This is a genomic window from Nocardiopsis sediminis (assembly GCF_042650565.1).
In the GTDB taxonomy this organism is placed as follows: Bacteria; Actinomycetota; Actinomycetes; order Streptosporangiales; family Streptosporangiaceae; genus Nocardiopsis_B; species Nocardiopsis_B sediminis.
This window is the reverse complement of the sequence record NZ_JBHSBH010000001.1, coordinates 61,183-74,895: the sequence shown is the minus strand read 5'-3', so window position 1 is coordinate 74,895 and position 13,713 is coordinate 61,183. Positions and strand designations below refer to the sequence as shown.

Here is a 13,713-nt window from a genome sequence, read left to right as displayed (position 1 = left end):
CCTGCTCGACCTCCTGCGTGAACAGCTCGCGCTGACCGGTACCAAGAAGGGTTGCGACCACGGCCAGTGCGGGTCGTGCACGGTGCTGCTGGAGGGCCGCCGGGTCGTCAGCTGCCTCACTTTCGCCGTCTCCCACGACGGCGCGGAGGTCACCACCGCCGCCGGGCTGGCCGACGGCGACCGCCTGCACCCCGTCCAGCAGGCGTTCCTGGACCACGACGGCTTCCAGTGCGGGTTCTGCACCCCGGGCCAGATCTGCTCGGCCGTGGGCATGCTCGACGAACTGGAGCAGGGCTGGCCCAGCCACGCCACCGCCGACCTCACCGGGCCCGTCGAGCCCGGCCGCGCCGAGATCCGCGAGCGCATGAGCGGCAACCTGTGCCGGTGCGCCGCCTACACCAACATCGTCGACGCGATCGCGCAGGTGGCGAAGTGATGCCGTTCGACTACCGGCGCGCCGCCGACGTGACCGGCGCCGTGGCCGCCGTCGCCGCCCAGCCCGGGGCCGAGTTCCTGGGCGGCGGGACCAACCTCGTCGACCGCATGAAGCTCGGCGTGGCAGCCCCCGAGCTGCTGGTCGATGTCAGCGGGCTGCCGCTGGACCGCATCCAGCCGCTGCCCCGGGGCGGCGTGCGCATCGGCGCGACCGTCCGCAACAGCGACCTGGCCGCCGACCCCGGCATCCGCGCCGACTACCCGGTGCTGGCCGAGGCGGTCCTGGCGGGCGCCTCGGGGCAGCTGCGCAACCTGGCGACCACCGCCGGCAACCTGATGCAGCGCACCCGCTGCGTCTACTACCAGGACACCAGTACCCCCTGCAACAAGCGCGACCCCGGCTCCGGGTGCTCGGCCATCGGCGGCTACACCCGCTACCACGCGATCCTGGGCGCGTCGGAGTCGTGCGTGGCGACCCACCCCTCGGACATGGCGGTCGCGCTGGCGGCCCTGGACGCGATGGTGATCGTGCTGGGGCCCGAGGGTGAGCGGTGGATCCCGCTGGTGGAGCTGCACCGGCTGCCCGGTGCCGAGCCGGAGCGCGACACGGTGCTGGGCCACGGGGAGCTGATCACAGCGGTGGAGCTGCCCGAGCCGATCCCGGGCGCCCGGTCGGGCTTCCGCAAGGTGCGCGACCGGGCGTCGTTCGCGTTCGCGCTGGTGTCGGCGGCGGCGGTGCTGCGCGTCGACGACGGGCGCGTGGGCGCGATCAAGCTGGCGCTGGGCGGGGTCGCCCACAAGCCGTGGCGCGCCTTTCGCGCGGAGGAGGCGCTGGCGGGGGCGCCGGCGACGGCGGCGGAGTTCCGCCGGGCCGCCGACATCGAGATGGCCTCGGCGCGCACGCTGGACGACAACGAGTTCAAGCCGGCGATGCTGTGCAACACGGTCACCGAGCTGCTGAGCGACCTGGCCGCGGAGGGGGAGACATGATCGGGCTCTTGCACACCCGCGCCGTGGGCGCGGGCATCGAGCGGCTGGACGGGCGGGCGAAGGTCACCGGCGCCGCGACCTACGCCTTCGACCAGCCCGTGGAGCACCCCGCCCACGTCTGCCCGGTGCTGTCGGAGATCGCCCGCGGGCGCATCACCGGCATCGACACCCGGGCCGCGGAGGCCGTCGAGGGCGTCCTGGCGGTGGTCACGGGGGACACCGCCGGGCCCGTGGCCGACGTCGGCGATGGCGAGCTGGCCGTGTTGCAGGACGACGAGATCGCCTTTCGCGGCCAGCTGATCGGCGCGGTGGTCGCCGAGACCCCGGAGGCGGCGCGCCAGGCGGCCGGGCTGGTCGAGGTCGCCTATGAGCAGTGGCCGCACGAGGTGGAGCTGCGGGGCGGCAGCGCGGGGCTGCGCATCCCCGGCCCGGGCAGCGACGAGGTGCGCGGCGACGTGGACGGCGCTTTCGCGGCGGCGCCGTTCACCGTGGACGCGACCTACACGACGCCGCCGGAGTACAACAGCCCCATGGAGCCGCTGACCACCGTCGCCGTGTGGGAGGGCGACGGGCTCACGGTGTACGAGTCCACGCAGTCGGTGCACACGGTGCGCGAGACGCTGGCGCAGGTGTTCGGGCTGGCGCTGGAACGGGTGCGGGTGATGGCGCCGCACGTGGGCGGCGGGTTCGGGTCGAAGGGCACGGTGCACGCCCACGTCGTGCTCGCGGTGCTGGCGGCCCGGGCGGTCCCGGGCCGGCCGGTGAAGCTCGCGCTGACCCGGCGGCAGATGTTCGCCCTGGCCGGGTACCGCACCCCGACCCTTCAGCGGCTGCGGCTGGCCGCGGGGTCCGACGGGCGCATCACCGCGATCGACCACGAGGCGTGGGAGCAGTCCGCGCACGTCAAGGAGTTCGTTGAGGGGTGCACCGCGCCCGTGCGCAGCATGTACCCCACGCCCAACCGGCGCCTGGCGCAGCGGATGGCCGCGCTCGACGTCCCGGTGACCTCGTGGATGCGGGGGCCGGGGGAGTGCCCGGGGATGTTCGCGCTGGAGTCGGCCATCGACGAACTGGCCGGGGCCTGCGGGATCGACCCCGTGGAGTTCCGGATCCGCAACGACACCGCCATCGACCCCGATACCGGCAAGCCGTTCTCCTCGCGCAACCTGGCGGCCTGCCTGCGTGAGGGTGCGCGCCGGTTCGGCTGGGCCGACCGCGACCCGCTGCCCGCCAGCCGCCGCGAGGGCGGCTGGCAGGTCGGGGTCGGGGTGGCCGCCTCGACCTTCCCGGTGATCGGCTTCCCCGGGTCGGCGGCGGTGGTGCGGTTCGGCGCCGACGGGCGCTACCGGGTGCTGATCGGCGCGACCGACCTGGGCACGGGGGCGTGGACGGCGCTGACCCAGATCGCCGCGGACGCGCTGCGGGTGCCGGTGGGCCGGGTCGACCTGCACATCGGCGACTCGGCGCTGCCGTGGGCGTCGGTGGCCGGCGGGTCCTCGGGCACGAACTGCTGGGGGACCGCGATCGTTGAGGCGGTCAAGTGCTTCCGCGACCAGCACGGCACCGACCCGGCCGAGGGCGACGAGGCGCGCGGCGAGGTGCGGGAGAACACCGCCCGGGAGCACTACGCGATGCACGCCTTCGGGGCGCAGTTCGCGGAGGTCCGGGTGAACGGGACCACGGGGGAGCTGCGGGTGCCGCGCATGCTGGGGGTGTTCGCGGTGGGGCGGATCATCAACGCGCGCACGGCGCGCTCCCAGCTCATCGGGGCCATGTCGATGGGGGTGTCGATGGCGCTGCACGAGCAGGGGGTGCGCGACCCGCGGTTCGGGCACATCGTCAACCAGGACTTCGCCGAGTACCACATCGCCGCCAACGCCGACATCGGCGACATCGAGGCGGTGTGGGTCGACGAGGAGGACCCGCACGTCAACCCGATGGGGTCCAAGGGGATCGGCGAGATCGGGATCGTGGGCGCGGCGGCGGCCATCGCCAACGCCGTCCACCACGCAACGGGGGTGCGCGTGCGCGACCTGCCGGTGACGGCCGACCGCTTCGTGAGCTGAGGGGCCCGTGCGCCGGTTCAGGACCGGGGCGTCCGGCGGCCGCCCGGCGCGCCTGGGAGCGCGCGCGGCGGCCAAGGGCCGGGCGGACGGCGCGGGACGCCGCGGGGTCAGGCCTTGGGGGCGCCGGGGAGCGAGGGCACCGAGGAGACGAGCGCGAGGTGGGCGCGCATGGCCTCGGCCGCGCCCGGGGGGTCGCCCGCGCGGATGGCCTCGGCGATGCGCTCGTGGCCGGCCAGCGACGCCTGCGGGCGCTGGGGCTGCGACAGCGACTCGACCCGGGTCTCCATGATCATCGAGGAGATCTCGGCCATCATCCGCTCCAGCAGGCGCGAGCGGGCCGCATGGGTGATGGCGGCGTGGAAGCGCTCATCGCCGGTGACCCCGCGTTCGCCGCGGGCGACCTCCTGGCGCATCAGGTCCAGGGCGTCGTCGATCGCGTCGAGGTCGGAGGGGGTGCGGCGCTCGGCCGCGAGCTCGGCGAGCTTGACCTCCAGGGCCTGGCGCGCCTCGATGATCTCGGCCCGGCGGTTGTCGCGGTCGCGCAGCAGCGCCAGGACGCGGTCCTCGGTGACGGTTCGGCGCACGATCGCGCCGTCACCGTGGCGGACCTCGATGATGCCCTGTACCTCCAGAGCGACCAGGGCCTGGCTCACTGAGACCCTGCTGACCTGCAACGACGAGGCCAGTTCGCGTTCGGGTGGAAGGCGGTCACCGGGCCGCAGCCCGGCGTCGCGCATGTACTCGCAGAGCCGCTCGACCAACTGCTCGTACAGGCGGGGCCGGACGATGGGACGGGGGCGGGACCGGGGTGGCACGCGCGTGGGCTCCTTCGCAGACGCGATGTCGTCTACACAGACTAGCCCTCCCACTGGACAGGCCACCGGCCGCGGGCGTAGGCGCGGACGCAGGGGCAGGCGGTCCGGGACGGGATCTCCGCGGGCGACCGAATGGGACAAAAGGAATCTACGTCATAAAGGTGAGTATTGGTTCATTGCCATTGGCTCTCCCATGTCGGCCGATCGAGCCCGTACTCCACGAGATCGCCCTCTGGCTCGGAAACCTCCCGCACCAGGGACAATCCGGCCTTCTCCATGACCCGGCACGAGGCGGTGTTGGCGGCCCGCGCGAGCGCCACCACGCGGTGCAGGCCCGGGTCGGCGAAGCCGGTGCGGACCAGCGCACGTGACCCTTCGGTGGCGTAGCCGCGACCCCACACCGCGCGGCGCAGCCGGTAGCCGAGTTCGGCCGTGCCGGTGTCGTGGGGCGGGGCCGCCTTGGGCGGGCGGAAGTGGAACCAGCCCAGGAAGGCCCCGCTGTCCTTCTCCACGGCGGCCCAGATGCCCAGCCGCTCGTAGCGGTCGTAATAGCCGAGGATCTTCGGCAGGATCTCGTCGCGCATCACCGCCGGCGGGGTCGGACGGCCCCCGTTGATGTGCCGCATGACGAGCGGGTCGGAGTCCAGCTCCACGAGCAGTGCGAGGTCGTCGGGGGTGAAGCGACGCAGCACCATCCGCTCGGTCTCGGTGTGGATCATCGACTCTCCGCTTCTGTCGCCGTCCTGGAGCCATCATGGTGCCCGCTGCGGCGCCGAGGTGTCGACAACGGGGCCTTGCCGCCACGCCCGCTGTTCTCGCGCGCCCCAACGTGCGCATCATCACCGGAATCGAGCCCGTTGCGGTTGTAGAATCCCGCGCATGGTCGACACGCAGAGCGCCGTCCAACGGCTGCTCGCAGATGAGTCGGGACGCAGGCCGCGGCTGGATGCGCAACGCAACGTCGAACGACTGGTGGTCGCGGCGCGGGTCGCCGTCGCCGAGGTCGGCGTCGACGTCACCGCCCACGAGATCGCCCGCCGGGCCGGGGTGGGCGTGGGGACCTTCTACCGCCGTGTCCCCTCGCGCGAGGCGCTGCTGGAGGCGGTGCTCAGCGAGGTGCTGGGCGAGCTCGTCGGCAAGGCCGACCGCGCGCTGGAGCACCCCGACCCCTGGGAGGCGTTCTGCGGGTTCGCCACGGATTATGTCCGGCTGCGCACCGAGAGCTGTGGCATCAATGACGCGCTGGGCGGCGACTGCGCGCTGATCCTCGAACGCCCCTTCGCCGAGCTGCGCGTGCGGATGCGCAAACTGGTGGAGCGCGCGCAGGAGGCCGGTGCGATGCGCACCGACGTCGCCTGGGAGGACCTGCCGTTCATGCTGGCGGCCGTGGCGACCGTCGCGCGCACCCTGGGCATGCGCTCCGACAAGGGGCAGTGGGACCGCAACCTCCAGATCGTCCTGGACGGCCTGCGCACCGACCGGCCCAGCCCGCTGCCGGGGACCCCGCCCGTGATCGACGCACCCGTCCCGGCGGCGACCGAGGGGGACTGACCGACGAGTCAAGTGACTCACCTCGCTGATCGCTAGACTTCCCCCATGACCACGGAGCCTTCGAGTTACCACCGGCGGGTGGCCGAGCAGAAGCGGGCGGCCATCATGGAGGCCGCCACCGAGTTGTTCCTGGAGACCGGCTACGACGGCACGTCGCTCGCCCGGATCGCCGAATCCGCCGGGGTATCGAGGGCCACCCTGTTCAAGCAGTTCTCCACCAAGGCCGCCCTGTTCGACGCCATCGTCACCGACTACTGGCGACCGACGGAGGGGGGCGGCCATCCCGAACCCGCCCCCGGGGACCTGCGCGCCGGGCTCACCGCCATCGGCAACGGCTACGTGGACCTGCTCACCCGGCCCGGCATGGTGTCCCTCTACCGCATCGTCATCGCCGAGGCACCGCGCTTCCCCGAACTCGGCCGCGCCCAGTTCGACCTCGGCAAGATGCCCTACTTCTCCTCGGTGCGCCGCTACCTCGAGGCCGAGCGCGACGCCGGGACCGCCCGGTTCGACGACGCCGATACCGCCGCCACACAGTTTCTCGGGATGATCGCCGACTATGTGCTGTGGCCGCGCATGCTGCTCGTGGACTGGTCCCCCTCCCGGGCGTCGATGGAACGCGCGGTGGCCGAGGCCGTGGCCACCATGGAGGCCAGGTACGGGGCCTAGAGGTGCCGGCTTCCGGGAGCGGATCCGCTCATCGCCCTGCCGGCCTCACCTGGACCGTCCCCCGTCCAGGGCGCCCGTGCACAGGCGCTGGACGACCCGGGTGAGCAGGTCGACGCCGGCGCAGATGTCGGCGTCGCGGGTGAACTCCCGCTCGTTGTGGGAGACCCCCTCGACGCTGGGGACGAACAGCATGACCGTGGGCACGATGTCCTTGAGGTGGGTGGAGTCGTGCCCGGCCAGCGTCAGCATCGGGCGGTGCGACAGCCCCAGCTCCTCGGCGGCCGCCCGCGCCAGGGCGACCCCTTCGGGCTGGTAGGGGGTCACCGGCCACACGTGGTCGCCGGTCTTGACGATGCGCACGCCGGTCGAGGCCTCGATCGCCGCGAACTCCCGGTCGAGCAGGGCGTCGGCCTCCTGGAGCACATCGGGGTCCGCCGAGCGCAGGTCGAGGTGGAGCTGGGCCTCGCGGGCCACCACCACCGGGGAGTTGGGGTGGACGAAGATCTGCCCGGCGGAGGTGTGCAGCACCCCGGGGTAGCGGTCGGCCAGCTCGCGGAGGGCGACGATCACGCGCGCCGCCCCCAGCAGCGCGTCCCGGCGGTCCTCCATGGCGGTGGAGCCGGTGTGGGACTGGTCGCCCAGGACGGAGATCTGGTACTTGTGCGCGGCCCAGTTGGACTCCACCAGGCCGATGCGCACCCCTTCGCGGTCCAGGATGCGGCCCTGTTCGATGTGGATCTCGGCGGCGAAGGCGGCGCGGGGGCCGTCCTGCTCGCCGAGGGCGCCGATGGCGGCCAGCGCCTCCTTGACCGTCACCCCGGCGGTGTCGGTGACCGCCCAGGCCTCCTCCAGGTCCATCTTGCCGGTGTAGACGGCGCTGCCCATCATGCTCGGTTTGAAGCGGGAGCCCTCCTCGTTGAACCAGTCGACCACGGCGACGTTGAACGCCGGGGCGGTGCCCGATGCGGCGAAGGCGCGGTCGGCCCGGTGGGCGGCGTGGGCGGCGGCCAGCACGCCGTAGGCGCCGTCGTAGCGCCCGCCGCGCGGCTGGGAGTCCAGGTGGGAGCCGACCAGTACATAGGGCGCGCCGGGGACCCATTCCCGCAGGCCGAAGAGGTTGCCGATGCGGTCGGTGGTGGTGGTGAAGCCGCGGTCGTGCAACCACCGGGTCAGCCAGGCGCGGGTGCGGGCGTCGGCGTCGGTGGCGGCCTGGCGCTCCACGCCGCCGGCGTCGGTGGCACCGATGGCGGACAGCTCGGCGAAGTCGGCCAGGACGGCGCGGTCGTCGTCGCCGGCGGGGCGGGCGGGGGTGGTGCTGGGCTCGGTCATGGGGTGGGCTCCTCGCAGGCTGCGCCGCCGCCGGTGCAGGGGGGCGGCGGCGCGGTGTCGGTGGGGTGCGGGGGGTGGCGGGGTCAGCGGCGGGTGACGCCGGCCTCGGCGATGCTCAGCCGCGGGGTGAGCAGGCCCCCGGCGACGGTGATGAGGGCGATGGTGACGAACAGGGCCGCCGCGGTCCAGATCTGGTCGCCGCTGGCGGCGAAGACCGCCGTGGCGATCAGCGGGACGCATCCGCTGAGCATGGCGGCGCCGTTGGAGGCGATGGCGACCCCGCTGTAGCGCAGCTGGGGCCGGAACAGTCCGGCCAGCGCGGTGCCGCATGCGCCGTAGGGGAAGGACAGGCCGGCCACGCCCAGGGTCATGCCCAGCACGACCAGCAGCGGGTTGGCGGTCTCGATGAGCCAGAACACCGGGAAGGCCGCCAGTGCGGTGGCCAGGCCGCCGACGACGACCACGCGGCTGGCCCCGAACGCCTCGGTCAGGCGCCCGGCGACGACGATGACGCCGATCTCCACGGTGGCGGCCGAGAGGGTGCCGATGAGCAGCAGGGTGGAGTCCAGCTCCAGGATGCGGGTGCCGTAGCTGATGACGAAGGTGGTGACCAGGTAGAACCCGCCCATGCCGAGGAAGGCGACGGCCGCGCCGGCCAGGACCTGGCGCCAGGACTCGCGGAGGACGGTGGAGATCGGGGCGTGGGCGACCTCGTTGTTCTCCAGGAGCCGGGTGAACTCGGGGGACTCCTCCAGCTGGGTGCGGATGAACAGCCCCACGAGCAGCAGGGGGATCGCCGCCAGGAACGGCAGGCGCCAGCCCCAGGAGTCGAAGGTGTCCTGGGACAGGAGGGAGACCAGCACGAACGCGCCCGAGGACATGAGGGTGCCGATGGGCGAGCCGATCTGGGGGAGGGCGGCGAAGCGCCCGCGCTTGGCGGGGGGAGCGTGCTCGACGGCGATGATGATGGCGCCGCTCCACTCGCCGCCCAGCGCCAGGCCCTGGACGACGCGCAGCAGGGTCAGCAGGACGGGGGCGGCCAGGCCGATGGTGAAGAAGTTGGGCAGCAGGCCGATGAGCCCGGTGGTGACGCCGATGAGGACGATGGTGACCAGCAGGGTGGTGCGGCGCCCCACGCGGTCGCCCATCCGGCCGAACAGCAGGCCGCCCAGCGGGCGCGCGATGAAGCCCACGGCCAGCGTCGCGAAGGACGCCAGTGCGGAGGTGACGGCGTCGTCGGAGACGAAGTACTGGACGTTGAAGACGAGGGCGGCGGCGGTGGTGAAGAGGAAGAAGTCGTACCACTCGAGCGCGTTGCCGACGAGCGCTCCGATGGCGACCTTCGACGCGGTCTTCTCGTCGAGTGCGGGCGGCGCGGTGGCCGGCCTGCCGGCGGTGGTTCCGGGTGGGGCGGAATCGTTCATGCGGCGATCGTAGGTAGTGCACCCGCATATCGTCACGTGCGAAAATGCCACGGTCTGCCCCGCTATGATTGTGCATCCGCACATCCGGGGGTGCGACTTTTCCGGCAGGGCGCCGCGATCGGCGCGAATCGCCCCGCGGGGAAGCACGCCGGTTACCCCGACGTGACACGCACCGGCGGCGCCGCCGGCCATCGGGGGAGGGGGAGCCCGTGCAGAACATGGCGCGCCGCCGCCGCGAGACGCTGCCGCGCTGGAAGGCGCTGCTGGGTGAGCTGGCCGAGCGCGACCACCTGCTCATCGACGGCCTGATGCGCCACCTGGAGGGCGGATCCCGCTACTACGGCGGGCTGGTCGCGGAGGAGGACTTCAAGTCGTCCTCCATCGACGCCTTCCGCTACCTGCTGGGCCGGCTGATCGAGGGCCGCCCGCCGGCCGACCTCGCCGACCTGCCGCGGCGCATCGGGGTGGTGCGCGCCGGGCAGGGGGTGGCGCTGGAGGGCCTGGTCGCCACCGTCCGCGAGGACTTCACGATCCTGTGGTCGACGCTGCTGTGGGTCTCGCGCACCACCGACATGCCGGTGCTGATCTCGCACGTGGACGAGCTGTGGCGGGCGGTCGACGACTTCGCGAGCGAGGTGCACCTCGGCTACGTGCGCGAGAGTGCGGCGCGCACCCAGCTGGACCTCAGCCGCCGGCGGGCCATGGTCTCCACCTTGTTCAGCTCCGCCGACCCGTCGCCGGGGCTGCTGCGGCAGATCGCCGGGACGCTCGGCGTGCCCGAGGAGGGGGTGTTCGAGGTGGTCGCCGTGGGCCACGCCGACCGGGAGCGGCTGGACGCCGTGATCGCCCGGGCCGCCTCCGGCGGCCTGCCGGCGTTCAGCACCGACCTGGACGACGCCGTGGTGGCCTTCTGGGGCGGCGCCGGCACCGGGGCCCTGCGCGCGTTCGGCTCCCGTGAGCGCCTCGCCGGGCTGCGCTGCGGCCACTCCGGCGAGGTCGAGGGCCTGGGTGCGGTCCCCGCCCGCGCCCGGACGGCCCTGCGCATCCTGCGCGCCCTGCCGCCGGCCGCGACCGGCCCGGCCACGATGGCCGAAGTATGGGACCGGCTCGCCGCCGAGCACCTGACGAGCATCGCCCCTGACTTCACCGCCGACCTGGTGCGCCCGCTGCGCGACCTCCCCGACGACGAGCGCACCCGGGTCCTGGAGACCGCCCGCGCCTTCCTCCACACCGGCTCGGTCCGCGCCACGGCCGAGGCCTTGTTCTGCCACCGCAACACGGTCCTCAACCGCCTCCACCGCTTCCGCGACGTCACCACCCTCGACCTCACCCTTCCCCGGGACGCGGCACTGGCGACGGTGGTACTGACCCGTTGTGAGTGACAGCAGGAGGTAGTGCGCTGAGCTGCGCGTTCGCGGTTCCCTCCACAGCGGGGCGATTGCGTGCTCGTGGGTGGTACTCGCTCTGACCTGGCGCGATGGACACGTTCTTGTTGCTTTCACCGATTCGCCGGACACGGCAGTGGACCTCGCCCCAGCCTGGTGCCATGAACGATTTCGCGGAGTCCCTCCGCTATCAGCTGGAAATGGCGAGCATGAACCAGGGCCAATTGGCCAAGGCGACTGGCTGGAGCCGTGCGCAGATCTCAGCCTTCTGCACGGGCCGCAGGTCACCGAAGGACAAAGAAACGGCGGTAAGGCTCGACGAAGCCCTCGGCGCGGGAGGCATGCTCGCCCGTCGCTGGATGGAGGACAAACGCCGGGCCGCCCAGCCGGAATGGCTGCGGCGCGTCACCGACCTCGACGCGATGGCGGCCGAGATCCGGTGTAACCACCCCGGGCTGCTTCCTGGAGTTGTTCAGTCACCGGGGTACAGCGAGGCGATTTTCCGGGCGGGTTTTCCGGCCTTGAGCGACGAGCGGATCGCATCAATGGTCAAGGAACGCGTCGAGCGGAGCGGATACCTTCTGCGGGACGAGGGGCCGATCATCTCGATTGCCATTCCGGACCTTGTCGTACGCACGGCCGGGAGTGCTGCTTCATGCGCGCTTCCGCACCTGTTGGAAGTCAGCCACAGGGTCTCCGTGCAGATCGTCCCGGACGGGTACCTGATGCCAGCGATCGGGCCGGTTCGCGTGCTGTCGTTCCATGACCGGCTGCCGATTGCCTTGGCCGAGCACGGTTCGGGCGTCTCGGTCATCGATCACCCTTCCGAAGTGATGCGCTATTCATCGGCGCTCAGTACGATTGCGAACTGGGCACTCAACCCCGCCGACTCCCGCAGCAGAATCCAGGAGATCATCAATGGCGCAGCATGACGCGTGGCACAAGTCGAGCTACAGCGAATCGATGTCCAACTGCGTCGAGGTCGCAGAGGGCCCGGTCACCCGTATCCGGGATACCCAACATCGGGGAGCGGCCGTGCTGGCCGTTCCCGCCAGGGAGTGGGTGGCCCTCGTTGCCGACCTCGGTCGCCTGTAGAGCCGAGGAGATCATCAATGACGCAGCATGAGGCGTGGCACAAGTCGAGCTACAGCGAGTCGTATGCCAACTGTGTCGAGGTCGCAGAGGGCTCGGTCACCCGTATCCGGGACACCCAGCATCGGGGGGCGGCCGTGTTGGCCGTTCCCGCGGGGGAGTGGGTCGCTCTCATCGCCGACCTCGGGCGGCTGTAGCGCGCGCTCGTCACTGGGCCCTCGGACCGGATCCGGTCCGAGGGCCCAGTGCTGTCACGGGGATCTTGACCGTCCGCCCGAAGCAGGAAGAGGCAGGGGCCGGATCGCACGGTCCCCGCTGTGTCGGGGTTCTCGGGTGTCAGGTCGGGGAGGAGCGGCGTGGCGGTGGGTCGCGATCTGGTCTCGTCGCAGGTACACGGCATGATCAGTACTTGACAAGCAAGGGGGCTGGCATATTGGCTAGGCCACTGTTCCTTATGAGCTGGTTCACAGCAGTTGACCCGCTTGCCCTACTGCATCCCCATTTCGAACGGCTGGGACCTGTCTGCCATGCCTCCAGAAATCATCACGATCCTCGTACTGGCGGCGATGTTCGTCATCGCCACGCTGCTGCCCGTGAACATGGGCGCGATCGCCTTCGTTGCGGCGTTCCTCGTGGGAACGTTCGTCCTGGGTATGGACGTCGAGACCATCCTCGGCGGCTTCCCCGCTGACCTGTTCCTGATCCTCGTCGGCATCACCTACCTGTTCGCGATAGCGCAGGCCAACGGCACCGTGGACCTCCTGGTCAGATGGGCGGTCAAGGGCGTCGGCGGGTGGGTCGCCGCGATCCCGTGGGTGATGTTCGGCGTCACCGCCGTCCTCACCGCCATGGGCGCGCTCGGCCCGGCGGCGGTGGCGATCATCGCCCCCATCGCCCTCGGCTTCGCCGCCACCTACCGGATCAACGCCCTGCTCATGGGCATGCTGGTGGTCCACGGCGCGCAGGCCGGCGGGTTCTCGCCGATCAGCGTCTACGGCGGCACCGTCAACGGCATCGTCGCCGGGACCGACCTTCCGTCGAGCCCGATCGCGCTGTTCCTGGCCAGCCTCTTCTTCAACCTCGGCATCGCGCTGCTGCTGTTCTTCGCGCTGGGCGGGCACCGGCTCTTCGGCGTGCACATCCGCGACTTCGAGAAGGTCGCCGCCACCGCCGAGGGCGCCCCCGCGGGCGGCGCCACCGCCGGCGGCTCCGGCTCCACGGCCTCCACCGGCTCCACCGGCGGCGAGGAGTCCGGCGGCATCAAGCCGGAGCAGATCGCGACCCTCATCGGCCTGCTCGTGCTGGGCGTGCTGGCCCTGGGCTTCAAGCTGGACGTCGGCTTCGTCGCGATCACCGTCGCCGTCGCCCTCGCCATCCTGTTCCCCAAGTCGCAGAAGAACGCCGTCAGCAAGATCAGCTGGGGCACCGTCCTGCTCATCACCGGCGTGCTGACCTTCGTCGGGGTGATGGAGGAGGCCGGGACCATCGAGTACGTGGGCAACAGCGTGGCCGGCCTCGGCGTCCCGCTGCTCGTGGGCCTGCTGCTGTGCTACATCGGCGGCATCGTCTCGGCGTTCGCGTCCTCCACCGCCATCCTGGGGGTCACCATCCCGCTGGCCGTCCCCTTCCTGCTCCAGGGCGAGATCGGGGCCGTGGGGCTGATCGCGGCGCTGTCGGTGTCCTCCACCATCGTCGACGTCAGCCCGTTCTCCACCAACGGCGCGCTGGTGCTGGCCAACGCCAAGGGGGTCGACCCCGACCGCTTCTACCGCCACATCCTCATCTACAGCGGCCTGGTGGTCCTCATCGGCCCGCTCGTGGCCTGGGCCGTGATGGTGCTGCCCGGCTGGATGTAGCTCCGGGCCGCGGACGACGGGGGCGCCGCGAGCGGCGCCCCCGGGGCCCGTCTAAGCTGAATTGGCTAGGCCAATAAGCCACTAAAGCAACCACCATCCGA

14 protein-coding genes are annotated in these 13,713 nt (G+C 71.9%); 10 read left to right on the top strand and 4 right to left on the bottom strand.

Annotated elements, in window-relative coordinates; translation table 11 throughout:
• The 3 genes from ACFOVU_RS00320 to ACFOVU_RS00310 form a co-directional block, all read left to right on the top strand.
• Positions 1-436: 2Fe-2S iron-sulfur cluster-binding protein (locus tag ACFOVU_RS00320; protein WP_378529216.1), on the top strand; the 436-nt coding region annotated here is incomplete at its 5' end.
• Positions 433-1,425, top strand: a complete 993-nt coding sequence (locus ACFOVU_RS00315) for an FAD binding domain-containing protein (RefSeq protein WP_378529215.1) — start codon at positions 433-435, stop codon at positions 1,423-1,425. The genes ACFOVU_RS00320 and ACFOVU_RS00315, both read left to right, overlap by 4 nt.
• Positions 1,422-3,491, top strand: coding sequence for a xanthine dehydrogenase family protein molybdopterin-binding subunit (locus tag ACFOVU_RS00310; RefSeq protein WP_378529214.1), 2,070 nt, complete (start codon positions 1,422-1,424; stop codon positions 3,489-3,491). Before ACFOVU_RS00315 ends, ACFOVU_RS00310 begins: the two co-directional genes overlap by 4 nt.
• Before the next feature lie 107 nt (positions 3,492-3,598).
• Here the strand turns inward: ACFOVU_RS00310 and ACFOVU_RS00305 are convergent, their stop codons facing one another.
• Complete coding sequence (locus ACFOVU_RS00305) at positions 3,599-4,306, bottom strand: FadR/GntR family transcriptional regulator (RefSeq protein WP_378529213.1); 708 nt, start codon at positions 4,304-4,306, stop codon at positions 3,599-3,601.
• Between the two features lie 173 nt (positions 4,307-4,479).
• Positions 4,480-5,025 carry a GNAT family N-acetyltransferase gene (locus ACFOVU_RS00300; protein WP_378529212.1) on the bottom strand — a complete coding sequence of 182 codons (546 nt, stop codon included), beginning with the start codon at positions 5,023-5,025 and terminating at the stop codon, positions 4,480-4,482.
• 160 nt (positions 5,026-5,185) lie between these two features.
• On the opposite strand from ACFOVU_RS00300, the gene ACFOVU_RS00295 reads away from it, so the two are divergent.
• Both ACFOVU_RS00295 and ACFOVU_RS00290 read left to right on the top strand, forming a co-directional pair.
• Positions 5,186-5,857, top strand: coding sequence for a TetR/AcrR family transcriptional regulator (locus ACFOVU_RS00295; protein ID WP_378529211.1), 672 nt, complete (start codon positions 5,186-5,188; stop codon positions 5,855-5,857).
• Between the two features lie 45 nt (positions 5,858-5,902).
• A complete protein-coding gene (locus tag ACFOVU_RS00290) occupies positions 5,903-6,526 on the top strand; it encodes a TetR/AcrR family transcriptional regulator (protein ID WP_378529210.1) in 624 nt (207 codons plus the stop codon).
• 45 nt (positions 6,527-6,571) lie between these two features.
• Here the strand turns inward: ACFOVU_RS00290 and ACFOVU_RS00285 are convergent, their stop codons facing one another.
• Together ACFOVU_RS00285 and ACFOVU_RS00280 are read right to left on the bottom strand one after the other, a co-directional pair.
• Positions 6,572-7,855, bottom strand: a complete 1,284-nt coding sequence (locus ACFOVU_RS00285; RefSeq protein WP_378529209.1) for a M20 family metallo-hydrolase — start codon at positions 7,853-7,855, stop codon at positions 6,572-6,574.
• Positions 7,856-7,938: 83 nt separating this feature from the next.
• Entirely contained in the window at positions 7,939-9,279 is a 1,341-nt protein-coding gene (locus ACFOVU_RS00280) for an MFS transporter (protein ID WP_378529208.1), read from the bottom strand.
• A gap of 218 nt (positions 9,280-9,497) precedes the next feature.
• Between ACFOVU_RS00280 and ACFOVU_RS00275 the strand changes: the two genes are divergently transcribed.
• The 5 genes from ACFOVU_RS00275 to ACFOVU_RS00255 all read left to right on the top strand — a co-directional run bounded on the left by ACFOVU_RS00275 (position 9,498) and on the right by ACFOVU_RS00255 (position 13,612).
• A complete protein-coding gene (locus tag ACFOVU_RS00275) occupies positions 9,498-10,661 on the top strand; it encodes a PucR family transcriptional regulator (protein ID WP_378529258.1) in 1,164 nt (387 codons plus the stop codon).
• Positions 10,662-10,825: 164 nt separating this feature from the next.
• On the top strand, positions 10,826-11,596 hold the full coding sequence (locus ACFOVU_RS00270; RefSeq protein ID WP_378529207.1) for a helix-turn-helix domain-containing protein: 771 nt from the start codon (positions 10,826-10,828) through the stop codon (positions 11,594-11,596).
• A complete protein-coding gene (locus tag ACFOVU_RS00265; protein ID WP_378529206.1) occupies positions 11,583-11,759 on the top strand; it encodes a DUF397 domain-containing protein in 177 nt (58 codons plus the stop codon). The genes ACFOVU_RS00270 and ACFOVU_RS00265 overlap by 14 nt, the downstream gene beginning before the upstream one ends.
• 17 nt (positions 11,760-11,776) lie before the next feature.
• Positions 11,777-11,953 (top strand): DUF397 domain-containing protein, encoded by a 177-nt coding sequence (locus ACFOVU_RS00260; RefSeq protein ID WP_378529205.1) that lies wholly within the window; start codon positions 11,777-11,779, stop codon positions 11,951-11,953.
• A gap of 330 nt (positions 11,954-12,283) precedes the next feature.
• A complete protein-coding gene (locus ACFOVU_RS00255; protein ID WP_378529204.1) occupies positions 12,284-13,612 on the top strand; it encodes an SLC13 family permease in 1,329 nt (442 codons plus the stop codon).
• Positions 13,613-13,713 lie beyond the last annotated feature (101 nt).